The organism is Limosilactobacillus ingluviei DSM 15946, from assembly GCF_001435775.1.
Classification (GTDB): Bacteria; Bacillota; Bacilli; order Lactobacillales; family Lactobacillaceae; genus Limosilactobacillus; species Limosilactobacillus ingluviei.
Map to the genome: position 1 here is coordinate 1 of NZ_AZFK01000087.1, position 23,433 is coordinate 23,433.

20 protein-coding genes and 2 CRISPR repeat arrays are annotated in these 23,433 nt (G+C 49.4%); of the genes, 16 read left to right on the forward strand and 4 right to left on the reverse strand.

Features of this window, described 5'->3' with window-relative positions:
- Positions 1-56 precede the first annotated feature (56 nt).
- Positions 57-432: a CRISPR direct-repeat array (repeat unit 34 nt; unit sequence ATCGCACTCTGTAATGGAGTGCGTGGATTGAAAT).
- 93 nt (positions 433-525) lie between these two features.
- From FC43_RS09660 to FC43_RS09675, 4 genes are all read left to right on the forward strand, one after another.
- Complete coding sequence (locus FC43_RS09660) at positions 526-780, forward strand: AbrB/MazE/SpoVT family DNA-binding domain-containing protein (protein ID WP_019205530.1); 255 nt, start codon at positions 526-528, stop codon at positions 778-780.
- 67 nt (positions 781-847) lie between these two features.
- Complete coding sequence (locus FC43_RS09665) at positions 848-1,201, forward strand: type II toxin-antitoxin system PemK/MazF family toxin (protein ID WP_019205529.1); 354 nt, start codon at positions 848-850, stop codon at positions 1,199-1,201.
- Positions 1,202-1,592: 391 nt separating this feature from the next.
- Positions 1,593-2,039: a CRISPR direct-repeat array (repeat unit 34 nt).
- A 173-nt stretch (positions 2,040-2,212) separates the two neighbouring features.
- On the forward strand, positions 2,213-2,668 hold the full coding sequence (locus FC43_RS09670; protein ID WP_019205528.1) for a hypothetical protein: 456 nt from the start codon (positions 2,213-2,215) through the stop codon (positions 2,666-2,668).
- The gene (locus FC43_RS09675) at positions 2,647-2,934 is read left to right on the forward strand and encodes a hypothetical protein (RefSeq protein ID WP_019205527.1); all 288 of its coding nucleotides are present in this window, start codon (positions 2,647-2,649) and stop codon (positions 2,932-2,934) included. Before FC43_RS09670 ends, FC43_RS09675 begins: the two co-directional genes overlap by 22 nt.
- 208 nt (positions 2,935-3,142) lie before the next feature.
- Here the strand turns inward: FC43_RS09675 and FC43_RS09680 are convergent, their stop codons facing one another.
- Positions 3,143-4,360 carry an MFS transporter gene (locus FC43_RS09680; protein ID WP_019205526.1) on the reverse strand — a complete coding sequence of 406 codons (1,218 nt, stop codon included), beginning with the start codon at positions 4,358-4,360 and terminating at the stop codon, positions 3,143-3,145.
- A 125-nt stretch (positions 4,361-4,485) separates the two neighbouring features.
- Here FC43_RS09680 and FC43_RS09685 point away from each other — a divergent pair, with 125 nt between their 5' ends.
- The 4 genes from FC43_RS09685 to FC43_RS09700 all read left to right on the forward strand — a co-directional run bounded on the left by FC43_RS09685 (position 4,486) and on the right by FC43_RS09700 (position 8,030).
- Entirely contained in the window at positions 4,486-5,331 is an 846-nt protein-coding gene (locus tag FC43_RS09685) for a metallophosphoesterase family protein (RefSeq protein ID WP_019205525.1), read from the forward strand.
- Between the two features lie 115 nt (positions 5,332-5,446).
- Positions 5,447-5,716, forward strand: coding sequence for a 30S ribosomal protein S14 (rpsN, locus tag FC43_RS09690; protein WP_019205524.1), 270 nt, complete (start codon positions 5,447-5,449; stop codon positions 5,714-5,716).
- A 113-nt stretch (positions 5,717-5,829) separates the two neighbouring features.
- Positions 5,830-7,131: a PTS transporter subunit EIIC gene (locus FC43_RS09695; RefSeq protein WP_019205523.1), complete on the forward strand. Its 1,302-nt coding sequence runs from the start codon at positions 5,830-5,832 to the stop codon at positions 7,129-7,131.
- Entirely contained in the window at positions 7,128-8,030 is a 903-nt protein-coding gene (locus FC43_RS09700) for an alpha/beta hydrolase (RefSeq protein ID WP_420865150.1), read from the forward strand. The genes FC43_RS09695 and FC43_RS09700 overlap by 4 nt, the downstream gene beginning before the upstream one ends.
- Positions 8,031-8,102: 72 nt before the next feature.
- Here FC43_RS09700 and FC43_RS09705 read toward each other — a convergent pair whose 3' ends face one another.
- Complete coding sequence (locus FC43_RS09705) at positions 8,103-9,518, reverse strand: C69 family dipeptidase (protein ID WP_056955506.1); 1,416 nt, start codon at positions 9,516-9,518, stop codon at positions 8,103-8,105.
- 204 nt (positions 9,519-9,722) lie between these two features.
- On the opposite strand from FC43_RS09705, the gene FC43_RS09710 reads away from it, so the two are divergent.
- The 4 genes from FC43_RS09710 to FC43_RS09725 all read left to right on the forward strand — a co-directional run bounded on the left by FC43_RS09710 (position 9,723) and on the right by FC43_RS09725 (position 14,308).
- Complete coding sequence (locus tag FC43_RS09710; protein ID WP_019205520.1) at positions 9,723-11,552, forward strand: monovalent cation:proton antiporter family protein; 1,830 nt, start codon at positions 9,723-9,725, stop codon at positions 11,550-11,552.
- A gap of 107 nt (positions 11,553-11,659) precedes the next feature.
- Positions 11,660-11,884, forward strand: a complete 225-nt coding sequence (locus FC43_RS11140; RefSeq protein ID WP_235807621.1) for a 2-hydroxymuconate tautomerase — start codon at positions 11,660-11,662, stop codon at positions 11,882-11,884.
- A gap of 60 nt (positions 11,885-11,944) precedes the next feature.
- On the forward strand, positions 11,945-13,447 hold the full coding sequence (gene glpK / locus FC43_RS09720; RefSeq protein ID WP_019205518.1) for a glycerol kinase GlpK: 1,503 nt from the start codon (positions 11,945-11,947) through the stop codon (positions 13,445-13,447).
- 18 nt (positions 13,448-13,465) lie between these two features.
- The gene (locus FC43_RS09725) at positions 13,466-14,308 is read left to right on the forward strand and encodes an SPFH domain-containing protein (protein ID WP_019205517.1); all 843 of its coding nucleotides are present in this window, start codon (positions 13,466-13,468) and stop codon (positions 14,306-14,308) included.
- Positions 14,309-14,435: 127 nt separating this feature from the next.
- Here FC43_RS09725 and FC43_RS09730 read toward each other — a convergent pair whose 3' ends face one another.
- Complete coding sequence (locus tag FC43_RS09730; protein WP_056955507.1) at positions 14,436-15,113, reverse strand: TVP38/TMEM64 family protein; 678 nt, start codon at positions 15,111-15,113, stop codon at positions 14,436-14,438.
- A gap of 4 nt (positions 15,114-15,117) precedes the next feature.
- On the reverse strand, positions 15,118-16,344 hold the full coding sequence (locus FC43_RS09735) for a DUF2075 domain-containing protein (protein ID WP_056955508.1): 1,227 nt from the start codon (positions 16,342-16,344) through the stop codon (positions 15,118-15,120).
- 163 nt (positions 16,345-16,507) lie between these two features.
- On the opposite strand from FC43_RS09735, the gene FC43_RS09740 reads away from it, so the two are divergent.
- From FC43_RS09740 to FC43_RS09755, 4 genes are all read left to right on the forward strand, one after another.
- Positions 16,508-18,277, forward strand: a complete 1,770-nt coding sequence (locus tag FC43_RS09740) for a 1-deoxy-D-xylulose-5-phosphate synthase (protein WP_056955509.1) — start codon at positions 16,508-16,510, stop codon at positions 18,275-18,277.
- Between the two features lie 289 nt (positions 18,278-18,566).
- A complete protein-coding gene (locus FC43_RS09745) occupies positions 18,567-19,946 on the forward strand; it encodes an amino acid permease (protein WP_056955510.1) in 1,380 nt (459 codons plus the stop codon).
- Positions 19,947-20,061: 115 nt separating this feature from the next.
- Complete coding sequence (locus FC43_RS09750) at positions 20,062-20,955, forward strand: DNA/RNA non-specific endonuclease (RefSeq protein ID WP_056955511.1); 894 nt, start codon at positions 20,062-20,064, stop codon at positions 20,953-20,955.
- Between the two features lie 140 nt (positions 20,956-21,095).
- Complete coding sequence (locus FC43_RS09755) at positions 21,096-23,405, forward strand: P-loop NTPase family protein (protein ID WP_056955512.1); 2,310 nt, start codon at positions 21,096-21,098, stop codon at positions 23,403-23,405.
- Positions 23,406-23,433 lie beyond the last annotated feature (28 nt).

Genomic DNA, 23,433 nt, shown 5'->3' on the forward strand with positions numbered 1-23,433 from the left:
CTAGCTGCCTAATCATTTACATAATTCAACTTTCCACTTGACAGGGTCCAGTTCACATCGCACTCTGTAATGGAGTGCGTGGATTGAAATATTGATGACGACGGCGATGTGAAGACCGACACCGGATCGCACTCTGTAATGGAGTGCGTGGATTGAAATACTACAGAAGAGGGCTGGGGCTGTGAATATCGCGAATCGCACTCTGTAATGGAGTGCGTGGATTGAAATGGCTCGCAGGCATCGGATATATTTTGCCGGATCATCGCACTCTGTAATGGAGTGCGTGGATTGAAATTTACCAAAGGTCCAAACGCCAAAGGGTAGTATTGTATCGCACTCTGTAATGGAGTGCGTGGATTGAAATGGCGTGCCAGAAAACGGAAATTAATATGTAGTAATCGCACTCTGTAACGGAGTGCGCGGTTTAAAATAGTCAGACCATTCCCTTTTACGTTGATACTAGTTGATACAAATGTTACTATGGTACTAGCAAAATGTTATGATTTACCAAAGGAGGGCGACAAGATGAACCAAGGGGAGTTAACGCTTAGCAAGTGGGGGAATAGTTTGTCGATTCGTTTACCACAAAAGTTATTAAATCAATTTGGGCTGGAACAAAATGATAAGTTTGAGTTTAAGGCTACTGATAATGAGATTATTTTGAAGCCAGTCAAAGAAACGAAAGCGATTGATAAGCTTCTAGCTGGATATGACCGTAGTCAGCCATACCCAATGGAAGTGGTTGACAAAGGGGGCGCAGTGGGTGAAGAACTTTATTAAATGATGGGTTCTGATAAGCTGCGCCAATGCGCTTTAATACGAATAATAAATTTATGGAGGTGTCCATGTGAGTGTACAAAAGCCGCTGGCTAAAGGCGACATTATCCTGGTTTCAAATGATCCAAAGCCACATCACAATCGGGAGCAAAAAGGGCTGCGACCATGGTTGGTTCTAAGTGAGCAGGCTTTGAATGAAGTATCGCCGTTTGTTTGGGCAGTTCCGTTTACGACAACAGATCGATCATACCCGCTTGTCTATGAGTGGTTAGCAGCAGAGCGGGGAACCCAAACATATGGAACTTTACTTTGCGATCAATTGACAACGCTTGATGTTGTCCATCGTTACTATAGTTTCCTTGAACATACTGATGTGCCGGTAGAGGTGGATCAACTGGTAAAAGCAATCTTGGGGTTTGAGTAATCAAGGTTGCTGGCCAAGTTATCTCATCACTTATTAGCAATTAAAGCATTAGAAACGTGAATTGAATCGATTAAGATAATATCTGCTAATGTGTGAGGAAACTAAGTAAGTGGGGCTAGTTAACAATAATTTAAACTAAGTTAGTAGGGACTAGAAAAGAATTGTTAAGCCAACTATTAAGTAAATGTTAGGCTTCCCTCGTAGATACTCTGCTGCTTCCTTAGAAAAGAGGTGCGAACCTTAGGTAAACATATTTTGCCCGGAAGATTCGCACCAACAAAACATGCGATTAAGTCTCATTGGGAGACATTTGGCTTGCGTGGTTTGTCATTTTTAGTCGCAAGATTACATAGAAAAGCTGTATTTTAGACTTGAACCACAATATCTTGCGATCGCACTCTGTAACGGAGTGCGTGGATTGAAATAGCATTTGGTCATGCTGGGCCGTGGCCACCAATTGATCGCACTCTGTAACGGAGTGCGTGGATTGAAATCTTGCCAGTTGTGGCATGGGCTACTTTATCGGCTATCGCACTCTGTAACGGAGTGCGTGGATTGAAATTGCAACTCGGGGATATCGATCCAGTCCTTGCCCCCGTATCGCACTCTGTAACGGAGTGCGTGGATTGAAATTTGGAAAGAAATGCAGTCAACGGCAGTCAAAGAACAATCGCACTCTGTAACGGAGTGCGTGGATTGAAATATTTACAGCCCGGTATGTAAGTCTATTTAACGAATCGCACTTTGTAACGGAGTGCGTGGATTGAAATACGCGGACGTGTAAATGGGCATAGTAGTGATCATATCGCACTCTGCAACGGAGTGCGTGGATTGAAATGATCGGTCCAAACCTACTACTGATATTAAAGTAATTCAAGCCCGTTACGATCATGCTATTTCGCAATATCGTAAAGAGACTGGTATTGATGTAGTTAAGCTGATGGCGCCGGAAAATTCATCGATGAGAGTAATCTATACGATGATGAGAAAGTAAAATTTGTTAAGTGGCTGGTGGTTCGGAACGGGTATAATACGATTCCAACGCCGGTTGATCAGTATAGTGGGCAAATTGTTTACCGTGGGGTTCACGATAGCGACGGGGTAACAGCCGATGAATTTATTGAGAAGCTTAAAACCACATCATTAATGATTTCGGGAGCAGATAGTTCTTCGAAAGGCCGAGGAGCTTATTTTTCTGAAGATGATTTTCAAGCGCAAATGCATTCGTTGCGCGGCGCAAATTCTAAGGTTACGGAATGGGGAATTAATTCTAAAGCTAAAGTACTTGATATTATCGATTCATCAAAAATGCTTGCAAATCTTGAAAATATTACTGACAAAAATTCAGTAATGGATTACAATCATGAAATCGTAGGCATTTTAAGTGGATATGATATTATTAAAATGGGAGCGACACTAAATGTCCTTAATTTGGAGGTAGTCGAATGGCTAAAAAGTTCAAGATAGATTCTGTTCATTATGAATTTTGCTTTACGAGTAAAATCGTTAAAGGCAAATATTCTCAAGACGAAATGGAGATTATTTCAACTTTTTGGTCAAACTGGGCTGACTTCCCATTAGGTTACGATATAGATCATCAAACGATCGGATTCGAGCCAAACGATGGTTGTTGTTACGTCGATTCAATCGACGAACTAGTCCCACCAATGTTAACTCCAGCAGACAAACAGCGTTTAATCGCTGAGATCAAGAAACACTTAATCAAACTTTAACGGTTACCAATGCGGTAGCCGTTTTTATTATGCCTTTTCCCTGACTGCAGGCGTAAAAGAACAGCTGAGACTGTCTCCCAATCGCACTCTGTAACGGAGTGCGTGACTTAAAATGCCCCTTACGTTAACGCTCAAGCAACTTACCGAAGGGCTCCCGCGACAAAAAAGCACCCCCATAATTAGGGGTGCCAAGCATTAATTACTTAGTCTATTTAGCAGTTCGCGTTCGGGTGACCATGACAATCAACAGGTTGATTAAGAGGGTTGCGCCAGTCAGCCAAAAGACGGCCGGGTAAGAAAAAAGGCCGGAAACTAAGGACCCCATCAGCGAGCCCAAGACGGAACCGGCGGCTTGAAAGGACTGGTTATAAGAAAAGATCCGGCCAAAGGCTTCGTGGGGAACGTCCAAAGTGAGGATCGTTTGAGCCGCTGGCATTAAGCCCGCGCTGGCCAACCCCAGGATAAAGCGCCACCCGGCCAGCCAAGCGGGCGAATGGGTGAGGGCCATCGGAATAAAGAGCAGGGTCGCAATGGCCAGGCCAAGTTGCAAGATCCGCTCGGGGCCGACGTGATCCATCAAGTGGCCGACTTTAGAGGCGGATAAGAGATTGCCCAGCCCCGGGGCGGCGGCCACAATTCCGGCAATTAAGGCTAAATTGCGGTGGTTGCCAATCATGTCCCGCACATACAGGGAAACGATCGGGTCAATGCTCATGACCGAGGCTTGGACAATCAAAGTCGTGACAAACATGGCATAGATTAGCTTGACATTTGGAATCAAATGCAACAGCTCCCGCATCGGCTTGAGTTCTGTCGGCTGAATTGGGGTAAAGTGTTCGTCCACTAAGGTTAAGGTCAGCAGAAAGGTTAATAACATCAAACCCCCGGTAATAAAGAAGGGGATCCGGTAGCCGCACCAATCCGACAACGCGCCGCCCAGCAAGGGCCCAACCAGGTTGCCCGAGACGCCGGCCGTCATCATCGTTGACATCACCCAGCCGGACTTGCGATGAGGTGTTTCACCAGCGATCAGGGCTGTAGCGTTGTTAATGTAGCCCGAAAAGGCCCCCTGTAAGAAACGCATGAAAATAATCATCCAGACGTTGGTGGCCAGCCCCGTCACGAAGATCGTGATGGCCATTACGCCACTGGCCCGCAAACACATTAATTTCCGCCCCTTGGTGTCAGCTAGGCTGCCCCAAAAGGGGGAGACCAAAGCTTGCGAGATGAAGGTCATCGCAAAGGCCAGGCCTGAAAAGAGGTTTAACTGGAAATGTGTGAAGGTTCCCAACTCGTTAATAAACAAAGAAATAAAGGGCATCGTCATCGAATAGCCCATCCCGGTGATAAAGCAGCCCAGCCATAAGACGATGAAGGCGCGGCGCCAGCCCGCGGGGAAAGGTTCGTCAGTTGCGATTTGAGACATTGAAAAATACTCCTTCTTTTTACTAATAGTAATTAGAATACCATAATTGCGGGCGCTTGACTTTTTAAATTCGGTTCAGTGGGGTAAGATTAACTTAACTTTTGTGGAAAGCAGGGAACGGTGCGATGCAAACAATTGCCATTTTTTCAGATATTCACGGAAATGCGACCGCCTTCAAAGCGATGCTCGCAGATGCTAAGGCTCAAGGGGCGACGGATTACTGGTTCTTAGGGGACCTCTTGATGCCCGGCCCGGGAGTGGCCGAAATTTGGGACCTGCTGGAAGCCATCCACCCCAGTCAGCTCGTCCGGGGCAATTGGGATGATTTAGTAATTCACGGTGCGCGGGGCGAAATTGATTTAAAAAAGCCTTCCCACGTTTACTTTGCCCGCCTGGCCCAGTTTGTCGCCGAACGGCTGCCCAAATCGGCCTTGGCGACGATGGCAGCCTGGCCCTTACGGCAAACCGTAACCGTTGGCAAGCTGAATTTCAGTTTGTCGCATAATTTACCCAAGCTCAACATGGGCCAGGCCCTCTTTCCGACCAATTCCAGTCGCAAGTTTGACCAGCTCTTCTTACCAGAAACGGACGTGGCCTTATACGCCCACGTGCATCACCAATTATTGCGCTATGGGTCAGATGAGCGGATTATCTTAAATCCTGGTTCGGTGGGAGAACCCTTTAATGGGCAGGCAAAACTGCAAGCGGATACCCGCGCTCAGTACCTCATCTTGCAAGTCGATGAGCAGGGCTTGGCGGGCCTGAACTTCCGGCACGTGGCTTATGATCGTAAGGCCGAGTGGCGAGCGGCGCAAGCGGCCGAACTGCCTTACTTGGCGATTTATCACCGTCACTTAAAGACGGGGCGGGTGTATACGCACAACCAAGAAATGCTGGCTGCGGCGAATGCAAAGTATAACTACGTCGCCGAATGCCAACAGTACCAAGCCCAATTCGCCCACAATAAATAACTTACTTTTTGTGAGCTAAATTAATTGCTTTTTGGGACCCCGTTCGCTACACTAACATCAGTGAATTGACTCTCCTCACCTGGGGACAACTTGAGTAGGCTGATAAGGAGTTTTTATGGCAAAGAAAGCAAAAATTGCCAAGGCCCAACGCCAAGCAGCAATGGTGGCCAAGTATGCGGCCAAGCGGGCAGCGCTTAAGGCCGCCCATGATTATGCTGGGTTAGCTCAGCTGCCCCGTGATGCCAGCCCAGTTCGGCTGCGCAACCGGGATCAATATGATGGTCGACCGCGGGGCTATTTGCGGCAATTTGGGATGTCGCGGTTAACTTTCCGGCGCTTAGCCCATGAAGGCAAGCTGCCGGGCGTCAAAAAAGCTAGTTGGTAAGTCCGAACCACCCTTTTTCGCGCGGAAAAGGGGTGGTTTTATTTTGGAAAAGGGCTTGCAAATCAGTGGTTAGCACGCGACAATAAGGAAAAATCAGAAAGAAGGGGACCAAGATGCAAAATTGGTTGGGAGCGCGAGTGGCAGCCCTGCACCACCGCACCTTTACCCGCGCACTGCGGCGGACCTTAGTGGTCATTTTTCCCTTTGTTTTAGTCGGGGCCGTTAGTCAATGGCTGCAGGACAGCTTGCTCAATCCCAGTGGCTTTTTATACGGGGTTTTAGCCTTAGATGCGTGGACGACACCTGGCGTGATGCAAGTTTTGAGCAGCAATTTAATGGCTTTACGCGCGGTGACCTTAGGGATGGTTGGATTAGCGGCGGCGTTTGCCATGGCTAAATACACGGCCAGAAGCTACCAGCGCGATGAGCAGATGGCGGGGCTGACGGCATTGAGCGCCTATCTCTTATTGGCGTTGCGGCATGGCAACAATGGGCGCTTTAACCTCGATTGGATGCTGACCTCGTATGGGACCTTATTATTAGCGCTTCTGGTTGGCTATTTGGTTGGCCGGGCCTTTCGCCGGTGGGGGCAGCCCGCCTATCTGCCCCGGGAAGTGGCTTTAAGCGAAATCTTTTACCGGATGTTTGCGGCGTTACGGCCGATCTTGATTGTCTTAACCATCAGTTTAGTGTGCCAAGGATTGTTAAATTTGGCTTCTTACTACAGTTTACTTTCGCAATTTTACGGCTCATTGCAGGGGATCGGCAATGGCAACCAGCCGGTCTGGCTGAAATTTGCGGTAATTTGTTTGACCAATATCTTGGCCTGGGGTGGTTTAAATGGGCCATACTACAATGGCCAGCTGGACTTGGACGGCAGCCAAGTTGCGGCGGATTTAAATTACTTACTGACCCATCACGGGCAAGGTGACTTACCGTACCCGTATTTGGCTTCGGTTTTGCAAAAAGCCTTCGCCAATTTCGGTGGCCCGGGCCTGACCCTGGCCCTGTTGATTGCCCTGATTTTAGCCACCAACCAGCGGGATTACCACCGGCTAGTGCGGACCAACCTAGTCCCGGTGCTCTTTAACAGTGATTATGGCCTGGCGGTGGGCTTACCGGTGTTGCTGAATCCCTTGTACTTGATTCCCTTTTTAGGGTTGCCTTTGCTTAATCTGGCGGTAGCCAGTGGCTTGTTGGCTTTGCACCTGTTTCCGACCCCGGTTTACCCAGTCCCAACTGGTACGCCGGGCATTCTCTATGCCTTTTTTGGGACCAATGGCAACTGGTGGGCCCTGTTGACTTCATTGGTCCTCTTGGCCGTTGATGTTGTGGGCTACTTGCCGTTTGTCAAGTTGGCCTTGCGGCTTAACGACCAGCTGCCAGCAACTGATCAAGGGAGGGAAAACGGATGAAGCTTAAATTCATGGATCCCCAGCAAAAGCGGACCTGGCGTTTTGCCTTGGCGGCCTTACTGGTCATTATTTTGCTGACGATTCCTGCCTATTTTCAGATGCACAGTTCGAACCAACTGCGGGCGCAACGGCAACGGGCTACAATGTCACCAATCATCATGATTCCTGGTTCATCGGCTACCAAGGAACGGTTTAATCGCTTAGTCAACCTGTTGAATCGCGATACCCACCAAAAGCATAGCTTGCTAAAAGTTGAAGTTTACAATAATGGCAAAATCACGTACAGCGGTAAAATCAATAAAGGAGATCGCGAACCCTTTATTGTCGTCGGTTTTCAGAATAATCACGATGGCTACGACAACATCAAGAAGCAAGCCACCATGTTTGATGCCGCCTTTGCCCAGTTAAGTGAAGAATACCAATTCAACAACTTTAAGGCCTTTGGGCACTCCAACGGGGGGCTGATTTGGACTCGCTGGATTGAGACTTATTACGATGATTATAAAGATGACATTAAGCTACGGGTCTTGATGACGGTGGCCTCGCCCTTTAATTTAGCCGAAACTTCGATTAAAAATAAAACCCAGATGTTTACCGACTTTGTCAAGCACCGCACCAAGATTCCGCGCAGCCTGGATGTGATTGCCGTGGTCGGCAACGAAGATTCCTATACTTCTGATGGCTTGGTCCCAGCTGATTCGGTCTTAGCGGGGAAGTATATCTATCAAAAACGCGCTCACAGCTATACTTCCATGACGGTGACTGGCGAGCAAGCGCAACACTCCAACTTGCCGCAGAATAAGCAGATCGTGAAGCTGATTGAACAGTATTTGATGGATTCAACCAAGCAACCCCTCAAGCGGGGCAAACGACCGACCCTCACGAAAGGAAGCGAATAGCAAGGGAGAAGAAAACGGAAAAAGACAGCCCCGGTAGAACGTTTACTTCGTTCTCCGTGGCTGTCTTTTCGTCTAGAGATTTTCGTCCGTATTAAAGTTTAACGCAGAGTAATCGGTCATTTTCACGATTAAATCCAGGCTCAGCTGTTTGTAAGCATTAAGCACATCAATGGCAAAATTGGTACTTTGCCGGGTTAAATAAGCGGCCCGCTTGCTGGGGTCTAACAGGGCTAAGGCTTGGTCAGTTTTTTCCACCATTTCCGTCGCTTTGATCCGCTGTTCCTTTTGCACGTCGCGCAAGAGTGGCAAGAAGTCGTGTAAATGGCTGTCAACTAAGACGCTGGCGTGTTTAAAGATCCAGTAGGCGGCGTTTAATTGGGCCGGTAATTTACCCCGTTTGTAGGCAGCTGGTACTTCAGTGATGTCGGCAAAGAAGGGCACGAAGGTACTTTGGTTGGCAACCCCCATCGCTAGCCAGTGTATGTCGTTACCTTCCGGTCGATTCATTTGCAAGACGTGTGATTCCTGGGTCTTCGCCAAGCTGATCGGCCGGTAGCGGTGCTTTTCTTCTTCCGTTCCCAAAGCGCCAATCGGGTCGTACGGGGTGCCTTGGTAGTGGCTGGCCAGGTAGTCTTGGGCATCAAAAATGGAAAGCTTACGCTCAGGCTTCATGATAAAGGGCAGGGCTTGGCTTTCGGGTGTTTCCAAGGCTGCGGCCTTCGGGCTGAACATTTGGTGACCATACCAGACCCGCGGGGTGGAATAAATGGCATCCGAGCGCGTCTGGGTTCCGAAAATCTGGCGGAAGTTAAAGCCACTGGCGGCGGGATTTAAATGGTGATCAGCCACAAATTCACGAATTTGGGGGTGGTATAAGAAGTTAGCCTGGTTATCAAAATCAATTTCTTCAATTGCCAACTGGTTGCCAACTACAGCATAGGCATCATCGGGAATCCGCTGAGCTACCCAGTAGTGCCCCGCCCCAGATTCAAAGTACCAAGCTTCATCGTCGTCAGCAAATAAGACCCCGTTGGTTTCCCCGGTCCCGTACTTGGCAATCAGGTTGCCCAAGCGCTTAACCCCTTCCTTGGCACTTTTGACAAAGGGGAGCACCACGGTGACCATCGCTTCTTCGTTCAAGCCGTTTTCCACCAGCGGATCAAAGCCTAAGACCCGTTCGTTGGTATAGGCGCTTTCGGTGGCGCTCATGGCCACGTGATACTCATTGATCCCGGCTTCTTCAAACAAACCGTAGCGATCAGTCCATTCGGGCGTGGCGGTGTACTTGAAGCTATCCTTGGGCAAATCAAGAACTAAGCCGGTGTCTTTCGAGGTAAAACGCCTCCCGACACTACCACGGGGATGTACGACAAAGCGTTTCGGCCAGGCGGCTTTGGCATCTTCATTGCGGCCAATCATGATCGTGCCGTCAATCGAAGCGGCTTTACCGATTAGGATACTTGTGCAGGCTGATAATTTTTTGATCATCAGGATTGCCTCCTTGAAAGTGGTTTCGTTTCCTTTTATTGTATAATATTCGCCCGAAAATGTCCGTAAATTTGGACTTTTTGTCAATTTTTCTATCTTTCGTGAATGAAGTGCAAGCGAAAGGGTGGTATTTTGCGCCAATTTGCGCTAACCTAGGTCAGAAAACTTTTAACCTTGCAAACTAAACGATGATGGAGGGAAAACATGACTCAGTTATCGATGTTTATCGTCATGTTAGCCGCCCTAGTAATTCCGATTATGATGGCCCGCTTTAAAATCACCAGCGTGCCCACGGCCGTGGCCGAAATCGTGGTCGGGATTATTCTGGGGCAGTCGGGCCTGAATTTGGTCCACCAAACTGATACCCTGACGTTGCTTTCAGACCTCGGGGTCATCTTATTGATGTTCTTATCCGGGATGGAAATTGATTTTGGCCTCTTTAAGCCCGGCAGCAATGATGAACAAGCAACCGCCTCGCCCGTGCGCTTGGCCTCGGTGGCCTTTGCGGGCGTCTTGGCCATGGCGGCGTTGTTGAGCTATGCCTTGAAGGTGGCCGGCCTATTCAGTGATCCCCTGTTGGCAACGATTCTGTTTTCGACCGTTGCGTTAGGAGTGGTGATCGCGACTCTCAAGGAAAAGGAGATATTAAGCAAACCGATGGGGCAAACGATCCTGCTGACGGCGGTGTTGGGCGAAATCGTCCCGATGTTTGGCTTGACGGTGTATGCTTCGATCAATGGGGGCAACGCTAGCCAGCTCTGGTTGTTGGTGTTGTTGCTGCTGGCGGCCTTGGTGTTGCTGTACCGGTTCAAACAACCCTTTATTTGGTTTAATAAGGTCACCAAAGCGACGACCCAGTTGGATATTCGCTTGGCCTTCTTTTTGATCTTCACTTTGGTCATTATTGCCGAACAGGTGGGGGCCGAAACGATCTTAGGGGGCTTTTTAGCCGGCATGGTGATGAAGCTGTTAGAGCCGCATGAATCCACCGCGGAAAAGCTGACTTCCATCGGCTATGGCTTCTTTATCCCGATCTTCTTTATCATGACCGGGGTAAAACTGAATTTACGAGAATTGTTTGCCAATCCAGCTGCCTTGGTCTTGATCCCGATTTTGATGGCCTGCTTCTTCCTGGCCAAGCTGGTCCCGATTCTGGTGTACCGGCGCCGTTTCTCCACGCGCAATGCAATTGCCGGGGGCTTTTTGACGGCGACGACGATTACCTTGGTGCTGCCGACCTTAGCCGTGGCACGGGGGCTGCACGTCATTTCCAGCAGTCAGTCCGACGCCTTTATCCTGGCGGCCGTTTTGGTCTGTGTCCTTGCGCCAACCCTCTTTAATTCGGTGTACCGGCTGTCCAAAGAGGACCTGCTCAAGCAACGGGTTGTGTTGGTGGGGGCCAATATGTTAACGATTCCGATTGCCCAGCAATTATCCAAGGAGTGGTACGATGTGCATGTGGTTACCACGCAGCAAACCAATTATGAGACCTACGACAGTGAGGTCGACAATTTGACCTTCCTGCCCGAGATCACGACGGCGACGATGCAAGCAGCCGGCTTGCTGGACGTGGACATCTTCGTGGCCAGCTACCTGGATGACCAAGCCAACTTTGACCATGCCCACGTGGCCTTAGAAGCCGGGGTGCCACGGATCATCGCCTTTCAAAATAATCGGGCGGTGGATAACGACCGGGTCGATCATTTAATCGGCGAAGGCGTTGAAATTTTTAATGCCTTTAACGTGCAAACCAGTGTCTTGCGTGCCTTAATTGAGTCGCCATCCGTAATGGGGATGCTGACCGACACGGAGGCTGGGTTGTACGAAGTCCGGGTGGTCAACCACCGCTTTACCGGCCGCCAACTGATGGAATTGCCATTTATCGACAAAATTACCGTCAGTCGAATTCGGCGGCGCAACCATTGGATTACCCCCCACGGGTCGACGATTTTGGAATACAACGACCGGTTGATCTTTACCGGAAAACGTGACGACGTAGCTGAAATTCGGCGCCAGCTGCGGAAGCAAAATTAACGTTGGAATCGGTGGGCCCACCCGGGCTGGCCGATTTTTCCTTTTTTTCGGGGGCAAACCATAATTTTTCGGCGGATGCTTTTCGTTGTAAGCGGAAATATGGTAAAATACGCTTATTAAACAATGGCCATAAGGAGGAAGAAACCATGCCACTGGTACACATTGAATTATTGGAAGGGCGGACACCCGAACAACTCAAGGGCTTAGTTCAAGATGTTACGGCTGCGATCGCCAAGAACGCGAACGTGCCCGAAGAACGAATCCACATTGTGTTAAGTGAAATGAAGCCCGATCACTACGCAGTGGGCGGGACGCTGAAGAGCGAAGGCTAGTCTGCTGGAATCCCTCCCGGTTGGGGAGGGATTTTTTGATGGAAGAAAGGACTGAGGGACGTGAATGAAGAACAATATGTAATGGCCATTGATGAAGGAACCACCAGTGCCCGGGCGATGATTTTTAATCACGCGGGCCAAGTCGTAGCGATTGCGCAGCGGGAGTTTACCCAGTATTTTCCGCAGCCGGGTTGGGTGGAGCACGATGCCTTAGAGATTTGGGATGCGGTCCAAGCCGTGATTGCCGATGTCATGATCAAGGCCCAGATTCAGCCCTACAAGATCGCTTCCATTGGGATTACCAACCAACGCGAAACGACGGTGATTTGGGATAAGCACACCGGTCAGCCGATTCACCGGGCGATTGTTTGGCAATCTAAGCAGACCGCGCCGATTGCCGAAGAGCTGGTGGCAGCGGGCTTGACGGCCGAAATTCACCAAAAGACTGGGTTGGTGATTGATTCATACTTCTCGGCCACCAAAATCAAGTGGCTCTTGGATCATGTCCCTGGCGCGCGGGAAAAAGCAGCCGCGGGGGATTTATTGTTTGGGACGATTGATACCTGGTTATTGTGGAATTTGACCAGTCACCGGGTTCACGCCACGGATGTTTCAAACGCTTCGCGGACGATGCTGTTTAACATTCACACCTTGGATTGGGATCAATCGATTTTAGACCGGTTGGACATTCCGCGGGCCATGTTGCCAGCCGTTAAGCCGTCCTCCTCGATTTTTGGCTACACCAATGACTATCACTTCTTTGGTGTCCAGGTGCCGATTGCTGGGATGGCTGGTGACCAGCAGGCGGCGCTGTTTGGGCAAGCGGCCTTTGAAAAGGGGAGTGTTAAAAATACGTACGGGACCGGGGCCTTTATTATGATGAATACCGGGACTGAACCCGTTTTGTCGCAAAATGGTTTGCTGACGACGGTGGCCTATGGCCTCGATGGTCAGGTCAACTATGCCTTGGAAGGCAGCATTTTTGTGGCTGGCTCGGCAATTCAATGGCTGCGCGATGGCTTGCAGTTCTTTAAGTCGGCCAGTGAATCGGAGGCAATGGCCGTTGCCGCGGAAACAACCGGCGGGGTATATGTCGTGCCGGCCTTTACCGGTTTAGGGGCCCCGTATTGGGATCAAGAAGTGCGCGGGGCGATGTTTGGGCTTACGCGCGGCAGCGACCGGGGCAACATTATCCGGGCGACGTTGCAGGCGATTGCTTACCAGACCCGGGATGTGGTGGACACAATGGTCAAGGACACGCAATTGCCGTTAGCCCAGCTGGCCGTTGATGGGGGCGCCAGTCGCAATAATTACCTGATGCAATTCCAGGCGGACTTATTGCAAACGCCCGTGGTCCGGGCGGCAATTGAAGAAACCACCGCCTTAGGGGCGGCCTACTTGGCCGGCTTAGCCGTGGATTTTTGGTCCAGCCCGGCTGAATTAGCGCAGTTAAGCAAACTGGGGCAGCATTATGCACCAACGATGGCCCCGGCCCACGCCGAGCAATTGTACGCGGGCTGGCAGCGGGCGATTCAAGCGGCCCAGTTGTTTAGTCACGATTGAAAAAAGGGGGGGACAAACATGGAAGAAAAACGCGTCTTTCACGTTAATGGTTACCTAGGACTTTTGGTTGCCTTGCTGCTTTTGGTTGGGGGTGGCTGGGGGATTTACCAGGGCCACTATTTCTTGGGGGCCTTGTTGATCCTCATTGCCTTGTTGGCAGGGTCGTCGCTGACGATTGTCCAACCGAATACAGCCAAAGTGCTAACCTTTTTCGGTAGCTACGTGGGGACGATTCGCGATGCCGGCCTCTTTTTAACGATTCCCTTAACCAATAAAGAACCGGTTTCGTTACGGGTCCGTAATTTTAACAGCCAGGTCCTCAAGGTCAATGATTTAAAGGGGAATCCGATTGAAATTGCGGCCGTGATCGTCTTTAAAGTGGTGGATACCGCCCAAGCTTTGTACGCAGTTGATGATTACGAAGCCTTTGTCGAAATTCAGGCCGAATCAGCAATTCGCCATGTGGCTAGTGAATATCCTTATGACACCTTTGAAGATGAAGCGGCATTAACCTTACGGGGTAATCCCAATGAAGTCTCAGCCAAATTGACCGCGGAGTTACAAGCCCGGTTGGCAGTGGCCGGGGTAAAAGTCATTGAGACCCGGCTGACGCATTTGGCGTACGCGACCGAGATTGCTTCGGCCATGTTGCAAAAGCAGCAGTCGGCCGCCATCTTAGCGGCGCGTCAGACGATTGTGGCCGGAGCCGTGTCAATTGTTGAGGACGCTTTGCAACAGTTAACCAGGGAAACGGACTTGCAGTTGAGCCCGGAACAACGCTTAACCATCATTAACAACTTATTAGTAGCAATTGTTAGTGAGCGGGGCAGTCAGCCAGTGATCGAAACGGGTCAGCGGTAATAACAAGCATAAACTGAGCGTTATCCACGCGGGTAACGTTCTTTTTTTTAGGGACTAAGTATAAAACAAATATTTACTTTAACTAGACCTAAAATAAAAAAGCAACCACTAATTATCAGCAGTCACTTCAGTTGGCACTCCGATGCCGTTTCCACCCCAAAACTTGGCGTAGCGCCACTAACCCAACGATCAAAATTCCGATTACGCCAAGGCGTTTTAAATCGCCGTGCATAATTGCATCGCCCCCAAAAGCATACAAGACGGAGGTGGGGAGCATACCAATTGCGACCATCAACAAAAACTGTAGCCGCGACACCTTTAATTGGCCACAAGCATAATTGACTAACACACTGGGCACGATGGGAATCATATAGCCTAAGGTCAACCCAACTAACGGGTGCTTATGTTGCATTAGGTTGGTTAAGATGCGGTTTTGCTGGAAGTGCTTAGAGAAACTGAGGTGCTTAATCAGCCCAAAACAAGCCACATTGCCACCGACATTACCTAACCAATTAACTGCCAAGCCAATTGCTGGTCCGTAGCAAAGTCCCACTAAAATACAAACTAAGGAATTGGAAGCCCCGGGAACCGCGTTCAATAAACCAATTAACAGCAAAAAGAAGATCAAATCTTGGGCACCATGGGCCCGTACCAACTTGATCAACTCTGGTCGGTCTGCGGCATGATAGTGCAATAACAAGTGTACTTCCGGGCCAAAATCATGCAGTAAAGCCACCACAAACAAAAAACTCAGGCCAAGCCCCAGCCCCATTAACAATCGTTTATCTAATTTGGTTGGATGCATTAATCTAACTCCTTTCGGCCGACAAGGCCATTAATGTGCGCCGCAAGCGCGGGTCGTGGGCATAAACATAGGTACCCATCACGCCGCGTTTTAAGATCACGTTGAGTGCATTACGCACCATGGTTAACTTTAACTGTTTGATTTCGCGCGGATTGGTTAAGTCTGCCCGCCGTTTAAACGCTTCAACGTCAGTATATTTACTGAGGTCAACGGCCAGCTGGCCCGTTTGGGGATCCTGATAAAAAATGGGCCCGATGATAATCCCGGCGTAATTAAGGTCGAAGCCTTGACAGGTATAGATGGACCCAACCTCATCAATGCTGGCTGGTAATTCTGCCCACGGCGTGCTGGTAAAATTATATTGATCCCAAGGCAGGCGAAATGCTCCTTCTTCGATATAGTGTTTGCCGCCATCCAGCGTTGAAGGGTACCCGGAGGTTGCTAACATTCGCGCTAGGCCGACCCGTTGGTTTTGTTTAACAATCAATTGCCGCATCGCTTCGGCGTCATCAAAAATGCGAAAGTCGTACGTCGTCTGGTTTAGCGGGGGCAGCGGCTGAATTTTGCCGTCAGTAAATTGATTGATCCAGTCTACCAAGGAAGCTGGGGCCTGCATACGCAGCTGTTGTTGCAACCGTAAGGTCAAGTGGGGATATGGGGCCAGCAATTTTTGTAGGCGCCGGGGAGTCCAGAGGCTCTTCATGCGTAGGACCTGACGGAAATCGATTACCAGCACTACCACTTGACTGCGCTTGATCAATTCCAACAATTGATTCTCATGATAGAAGTTATTATAGTGATCCGGCTTTGACAGTAAAAGGTGGGCTTCATCAATTAAAACCACATCTAATTGCTGATCGTGCTTTTCGAGCTGGTTAATCATGGTGGTCGGGCGCTGAAAATCTTTTTTCAAAAGGTGTGGTTGTGTCCCAGCCAATTGACGGTAGACCTTTAAGACCTCGGGGTGATTTACTAAAAAGCGGTTTTGGGTTTGGTAAACCGCACTGGCCGGTTGGGTACGGGCGGCCACCTGCAAGTCATTAAAGAGGTGCGTCAAAACAACGCTTTTGCCGGTCCCGGCTTCCCCTTCAATGACTAAGACCGCCGGGGTTTGCCCCGTGGTTAGATGCTGTTGGATGAATGCTTGGGCCTGCTTAATCAGTTGGGCTTGCTCCGGCGTTAGCGGCAGTGTTGGGGATAGCTTCTCAGTTGCGGTCTTAAATAATACCATTAGACGTCCTTCTTTCGATCAATTTATAGTCAGTGTAGCACACGTGGAAAATGATTTCGCATTCATCCGTAAATTGCTGTAAAATGATTTTAATGAAGTTTCGTTTGAGAATTGACTGCCCAGTCTTTAATTTGCTGGGGAGGGAAATAAAGGAGACGACGATATGAATCTGCACCCGGATTATTTATTAAATGACATCAATGAACCGCAAGATTTAAAGCAGCTAAACTTAACGCAGCTGCAACAACTGGCCACGGAAATGCGCCAATTGGTCTTGGAGCGGGACAGTGCAATTGGTGGTCACGTAGGGCCAAATCTGGGCATTATGGAAGTCACCCTGGCTTTTCACTACGTGTTTGATTCCCCCCACGATAAAGTAATTTGGGATGTCTCCCATCAATCTTACCCCCACAAGATGTTGACGGGGCGGAAATTGGGCTTCTTAGATCCTGACCATTACGGTGATGTGACCGGCTTTACCGCACCAGAAGAAAGCGACCATGACTTCTTTGAAATTGGTCACACTTCGACGTCAGTGGCGTTAGCCGTCGGAATGGCCCAAGCCCGGGATATGAGGGGCAAACAGGAAAATCTGGTGGCCGTGATTGGCGACGGTTCCTTAAGTGGGGGCCTGGCCTTTGAAGGCCTTAATAACGCCGCTAAACTCCATTCCAACTTGATTATCGTTGTCAATGACAACCAGAATTCCATTGCCCCCAACCAAGGGGGCCTGTACGAAGGGTTGGCTGAGTTACGGAAAACAGCCGGGCAAAGTGCCAACAACTTATTCAAATTTATGGGGCTGGATTACCGCTACGTGGCTGACGGAAATGACTTGGCCACCATGATTGAAACTTTCCGGGCCGTTAAAGACATTGACCACCCGATTGTCTTGCACGTGGTCACCCAAAAAGGGGCTGGCTATGCCCCCGCTGAAGCAGCACCCGAACGTTATCACTGGCGCGCCCCGTTTGATCTGACCAGTGGGGAAGATCGGCAAGCCGCACCGCAAGAATCCTATTCGGCAGCGATTATTGACGAATTACTCCAGCAAGTCGAAGCTGGGGTCCCAATTGCGGCCATTACGGCGGGGATCCCGGGCGCCTTTGACCTTCACCGGTTTGAAAAGCAATACCCAGCCCATTATTTTGACGTCGGCATTGCCGAGCAAATGTCGGTGACCTCAGCGGTGGCAATGGCTCAAGCCGGGATTCGGCCAGTTGTGTTTGAAAGCAGTACCTTCTTGCAACGGGCGTACGACCAATTAGTGCACGACATGGCTTTAAACAGTGTCCCCGTGGTTATGATTGTGCGGGGAGGAACGATTAGTGCCGGTTCTGCAACGCACCAAGGCAGCTTTGACATTTCTTACCTTAGCAGCCTGCCAAACATTGAGTACTTGGCCCCGACCAGCGTAGAAGAAATGCTTTCGATGTTGCGGTGGGCAATTTCACAAACTGAAGTTCCCGTTGTCATCCGCCAACCGGAAAAAGCGGTCTTACACCGTCCGGCGACGCAAACTGATTACAGCAACATTGATTACGAAATTGCCCACCAGGGCAGCGAAGTCGCGGTCATGGCCGTGGGTGATTTCTGGACGCTGGGTGAAGAAGTTGTGGCACAATTAAAGCGCAAGTTAAACATTGATGCCAGTCTGATCAATCCAAAATCATTAACCAATATTGACCGTGAAGACCTGCATTATTTGCAAGAACAACACGACTTAGTGGTCACCTTGGAGGATGGCAACTTAAGCGGTGGCTTTGGCGAAATGATTGCCCGCTACTTCGGGGCTACCAACATTAAAACCCTTAACTTTGGCGCGCCGCGTGAATTTGCGGATAATGTGCCTGCCGAAGTCTTGGCCGAATGGTACCACTTGACGCCGGAACAAATTGTTGATGATATCGAGCGGGTGTTACATTCAATGTAACGGAATTCTGAGAAAGTTATCATTTTTACTTGTCAAGAGTTCTTTCTAATGGTATCCTAATAATCGTAAATTACCACCAAAGGAGGAAGTAGCCATGTCAAGTCACGTCAGTTTATTTGTTGCGAGCCAAACTACTTCCACCTCAACCACAACAACACTTGTGGGTTGAGGGATTTTGCGGTGGATTAAATAGCGTTAATCAAACCAAGCCAGATCTTTCAGCCGATTGTTTTCAAAGAGGTGGAAGATCTGGCTTTTTAGCGTCAAGAGAAGAAACGAGGGGATTTTGATGGATAAGCAAGGAAAACAGCTTAAGCGTTCCATGACGCCTGGGCAAATGGAAATGATTGCGATCGGGGGGACGATTGGGTCCGGGTTGTTCATGGGGGCCACGTCCACGATCAAATGGGCCGGTCCATCGGTATTGTTGGCCTACGCCTTTGTCGGCATGGTCTTATACGGTGTGATGCGGGCCTTAGGGGAGCTGGTTTACCTGAAGCCGGGGACGGGTTCGTTTGCTGATTACGGGGCTGAGTATATTCACCCGGTGGCAGGTTACGTGGTCAAGTGGAGCAATATTTTCCAATTCATTATTGTGGGGATTTCTGACATTATCGCAATGAGTCAGTACCTTAATTATTGGTGGCCGAATTTACCGGATTGGATCTCCGGAATTGTGATGATTGTCATTTTGACCTTGGCCAACCTTGCCTCAGCTAAAGCGTACGGCCGCTTGGAATTCTGGTTTGCCATGATCAAAGTGGTCACGATCATCTTCATGATCATTGTTGGTTTGTTAGTGATCACCGTCGGCTTGGGTAACCATTGGCACCCCGTTGGCATTAGTAATCTTTGGACGCATGGGGGCTTCTTCCCGAATGGCTTAAAGGGCTTTGTCTTTGCCATGGCCGTGATTGCGGGTTCGTATCAAGGGGTTGAACTGCTGGGGATTACGGCCGGCGAATCAGCTTCACCCCGCCATGCCATTGTTAAATCGGTTAAGTCCGTGCTGTGGCGGATTTTGATCTTCTACATTGGCGCGATCTTTGTAATTGTTTCGATCTACCCATGGAATCAATTAACGGCCGTTGGCTCACCATTCGTAGAAACCTTTACGAAGGTTGGGATTACGGGGGCCGCTGGGATCATTAACTTCGTCGTATTGACGGCCGCGTTATCCGGGGCAAACTCGGGGATTTACTCCGCCAGCCGGATGCTGTTTAAGCTCTCCGTCGACAAAGAAGTGCCGGCCTTCTTCAGCAAGTTGTCGAAACGGGTGGTGCCAAACATCGCGATCTTAACGATTTCGTTCTGGATCTTCGTGGGTTTTGTAGTCAACTTTGTCTTAACTTCAATTAACTCGGCTTCTTCCAACCTGTTCGTAATTGTTTACTCATCCAGTGTCTTGCCTGGGATGGTGCCGTGGTTTGTAATCTTATTGGCAGAATTAAAATACCGCCAGCAAAACCCGCAGGATTTAGTCGACCATCCCTTCAAAGTTCCGCTGTTCCCGTACTACAATTACTTTGCCTTGTTGGCCTTAACCGTGATTGTGCTCTTTATGTTTATCAATCCGGATACCCGCGTTTCCGTTTCGGTCGGGGTAATCTTCTTAGCCGTGATTATCGCCTTGTTCTTCGCACGCCATAATCACAAGGCCCAAGCTTAATATTTTTTAAAGTGTCGTTCCCCAGTGGAAGGCACTTTTTTCTTTTGCGAATGAACGTTCCAAAGGCCCCTAGCTATGATAAAATGTTAATAAGAAAGGCAAAAGGAGAAAGCACATGAAACGAAAATTCCGCAAATTTTGGCATTGGCTCGTGGTCTTCGCAATTTTGTTCGCGGTGGCGGCCGCGTTTGAACAGCCAACAGATCACGCGGCAACCAGCAACCAGTCGACAACCCAGGCTAGTTCGAATAAACTAACCGCGCTGATCAATAATTTTTCGACGGGCTGGCACCAACGTTCGAGTCAAACCACCAGCAATTCGATGACGCCGCCGAACCAAACCTTGGCTAGTTCTGTCTTAACGCCAACCGTCCGGCAGCAAGTGGGCGGTGAATTAACTTGGAACGGCCATGGGGCGTTTATTGTCAATAATAACCAAACCAAACTGAAGGCTAACATTACCAGTGCACCCTACGCCGTGAATCGCTTAGACCAACTTGGTCGTGCTTGGCAGGGAGACGCGTGGCTTAACAAAACCACGCGGCAGTACCGGAACCGCAGTGAGACTGGCAATGGCGCTACCGATTGGAAGCCCGCTGGCTTCTTACAGGCGACCCATTTAACCAATGGGCCCAGCCATGCTTATGATCGGGGCCACCTCTTGGGGTATGCCTTGGTCGGGGGGCTCCGCGGTTTCGATGCCTCGGAGGCCAATCCAAAAAATATTGCGACCCAAACGGCGTGGGCCAATGAAGCCCGCAGTCAAACGGCCACGGGGCAAAACTACTACGAAGGATTGGTTCGCCAAGCGCTGGACCGGGGCAAACAAGTCCGTTACCGGGTAACGAATATCTATGATGGCAATAATAAAGTACCCGCGGGCGCGCATTTAGAAGCCAAAAGTAAGGACGGCAGCCTGCAATTTAATGTTTTCGTCCCGAACGTGCAACGCAACATTCGCATCAATTACGCAACTGGGGCAGTCAGTTTAGCAAACCAGTCGGATTAATCTTTTACGGGCGTGACTTTTTGGTCACGCTTTTTTCTTTTACCTCCGCCATCAGCGGCGAAACGTTGAGCCCCGCCGGTAAATGTAGTAAAGTTAAAGTAATAGCTTACGTAAAAAATCATGATTGGAGCGGCGTTGTGATGGCAACCGAAATTGAAACTTCATCCGCAAACAAACGGATTCACGTGGTACATAACCACCAAAATCAAACAATGAGTATTTCCGAAATCTTTGATGCGCAGACTTACCCGCAACTAACGGCTGTGACGGGGCAGTTGAGTGCGGCGTTTTTAAATCGCTATTTAAATGAGTTTGTGCAGCTGGAAATTGCCTTAGGGTCACCTTCATCGCCGCATCACTATACTTCAATGGAAACCATTACCAAGGATGCCTTGGCTACGGCAATGCTTGCGGTGGCCAATAAAGAGGCGACCCGCCTGTTTTTACAACTGTCCAGTCAATTACAGGTGATGGCCTTGGCGGGAGTATTAAAAGTGGAAATGGCGCCCGCCCAAGCGGTGCACTCCCGTTTTTACCTCCTGGCCAATCCGCAAACCGGCCAAACCCGGGTGGTCTTAGGATCGATTGATTTAACGGAGCCGTCTTTTGACCCCAATTACAACCGGTTTGAAGAAATTCTGGTGTTTGACAACGATCCCCTGTATGACAACTTATTGCAACACTTTAAGTTGGACTTGCGCCCAGTTCTGGTTTCTTATTTCTCCAATCACCTCCTGACCATGGCCGAAAATCAGCTGAAGGAACGCAAGCAGGCAGATCCGGAGGCTAAACAGGATAGTGTGATCATTTTGGCCAATGAGGCGACTGATCAGCTGGTTGAAAAAGAAATGACCGATTTATTGGTCACTGATTTACAACACCAATTGGACCGGCAATTACTACGAGCCGATACCACCCTGGGTATGCGGAACGTCACCTTAAATCGGTCGCGAGACCAAGAACAGGCCGAGCAAGCCATTAAGCAACGCGATATCGTTTTGAAACTGCAAAAGCAAGCCGTCTCACCCCGGGCAGCGCGGCCTAAAATCAAAGAGCGTGCCCAAATCGCCAAGCAGATCCAAGATGAAATGAAAGCAGCCGTATCGCCCCAAGATTTAGCCGTCGAAAAGAAGTACACTACTTTCTTGTATGATCGTCCCTTGGAACGCAACATTACCCATAACCATACGGGATTATATACCCCCAATGATACGGGTAGTTATCCGATTCCGTTTGGCCAGTTGGCAACGATTGCTCAAATCAAGCACAGCCTGCAGCAAATCGAAGCCGTAATGGAAGGCTACGCTCAATTTGTGGTTGACTATACGCCGGAATACGGTAAACGCTTCTATGAAGCAATCCTGTATGCGTTTACGGCGCCATTTTTGTGGGAGATTCGGGAAAAGGCCAGTTTGAACCCTGAGGATGGTAATGACATCCCCAATTTCCTGATTCTGGGGGCCAGTGCTGGCTCCGGCAAGTCAACGTTACTCCGGATCATTAATCAATTAACCTGGGGGACCGATAAGTCGATGATCGACTTTGGGACCATTTACCCAATGAACGCTAACCAACGCAAGGCCAAAACCGTCCAGGCCTTGGAAAGTTACATGAAACAGGGCAGTACCTATCCGGTGCTAATCGATGAAATTGAACCCTACTTCTTCCAACAACACCAGTACAGTCGGCGGCTGATCGTGGACACGATGAATCAATTGGTAAACAGTCCTAAACCCGTGGCGCCCCTGATTGGGACTACCAACTACAATTCGGGCTTTACTATGCAACGGGAAACGGCCCGGCGGACCTACTATTTGCAATTGGATAAGGTCATTGACGGGGAAAAGAAAGCGGCGGCCGCTAAATACATTTTTGGGGTCCGTCAAGATCTGGATAACGTTTTGTTTAAAGACTTCGTGGTCCGGATGGCCAGCCTACTAGAAGATGATGGGACGCCATGGCGAATGTTTGATGCCAAAACTGGACAACTAGACTTCCTAGCAATGACGCGAAAGCTGTTCCGAGATTACTATAAGTTAGCGGATTTGCCGCTACCGGCTTACTTTGCGGACGGCTTGTGCGATGACTTTGGCGAAAACACCCGCGCCAAATGGGCCAAACTGTACTTGGCCAAGGAAGAAGAATTCCGCTTCCGGGCCGAAAAGAATAGTTTGATTTTTGATATTACCAAGTTAAACAGCTTTAACGGCTTTAGCAACGATGCCGTTGAAGAATACCGAAATGCCTTGCCGGTCGAGCTTTGTGTTGATGGCATCAACGGAAAAACTGGCAAATTTGTTGAAATTAAGGCCCCGGCGTTTTATAAGTGGATTGGGATTGATGATCCACACCTTAAGCCGGCGGCAGAACCCACCCCAGCGACACCAGCAACCCCGGCGCCAACCGAAAAGAAAAAGAAAAAAGGCTTTTGGGCGCGCTTATTTGGTTAGTCACCCCAGCCGCTCGTTAAGGAAGCGA

Excerpts from the sequence above, each read along its gene's own strand:
- FC43_RS09660 (WP_019205530.1), top strand. The coding sequence starts at position 526 with ATGAACCAAGGGGAGTTAACGCTTAGCAAGTGGGGGAATAGTTTGTCG.
- FC43_RS09710 (WP_019205520.1), top strand. The coding sequence starts at position 9,723 with ATGACTCAGTTATCGATGTTTATCGTCATGTTAGCCGCCCTAGTAATT.
- FC43_RS09685 (WP_019205525.1), top strand. The coding sequence starts at position 4,486 with ATGCAAACAATTGCCATTTTTTCAGATATTCACGGAAATGCGACCGCC.
- rpsN (WP_019205524.1), top strand. The coding sequence starts at position 5,447 with ATGGCAAAGAAAGCAAAAATTGCCAAGGCCCAACGCCAAGCAGCAATG.
- FC43_RS09750 (WP_056955511.1), top strand. The coding sequence starts at position 20,062 with ATGAAACGAAAATTCCGCAAATTTTGGCATTGGCTCGTGGTCTTCGCA.
- FC43_RS09735 (WP_056955508.1), bottom strand. The coding sequence starts at position 16,344 with ATGGTATTATTTAAGACCGCAACTGAGAAGCTATCCCCAACACTGCCG.
- FC43_RS09745 (WP_056955510.1), top strand. The coding sequence starts at position 18,567 with ATGGATAAGCAAGGAAAACAGCTTAAGCGTTCCATGACGCCTGGGCAA.
- FC43_RS09725 (WP_019205517.1), top strand. The coding sequence starts at position 13,466 with ATGGAAGAAAAACGCGTCTTTCACGTTAATGGTTACCTAGGACTTTTG.
- FC43_RS09705 (WP_056955506.1), bottom strand. The coding sequence starts at position 9,518 with ATGATCAAAAAATTATCAGCCTGCACAAGTATCCTAATCGGTAAAGCC.
- FC43_RS09695 (WP_019205523.1), top strand. The coding sequence starts at position 5,830 with ATGCAAAATTGGTTGGGAGCGCGAGTGGCAGCCCTGCACCACCGCACC.
- FC43_RS09680 (WP_019205526.1), bottom strand. The coding sequence starts at position 4,360 with ATGTCTCAAATCGCAACTGACGAACCTTTCCCCGCGGGCTGGCGCCGC.
- FC43_RS09740 (WP_056955509.1), top strand. The coding sequence starts at position 16,508 with ATGAATCTGCACCCGGATTATTTATTAAATGACATCAATGAACCGCAA.
- FC43_RS09700 (WP_420865150.1), top strand. The coding sequence starts at position 7,128 with ATGAAGCTTAAATTCATGGATCCCCAGCAAAAGCGGACCTGGCGTTTT.
- FC43_RS09755 (WP_056955512.1), top strand. The coding sequence starts at position 21,096 with ATGGCAACCGAAATTGAAACTTCATCCGCAAACAAACGGATTCACGTG.
- FC43_RS09730 (WP_056955507.1), bottom strand. The coding sequence starts at position 15,113 with ATGCATCCAACCAAATTAGATAAACGATTGTTAATGGGGCTGGGGCTT.
- FC43_RS09675 (WP_019205527.1), top strand. The coding sequence starts at position 2,647 with ATGGCTAAAAAGTTCAAGATAGATTCTGTTCATTATGAATTTTGCTTT.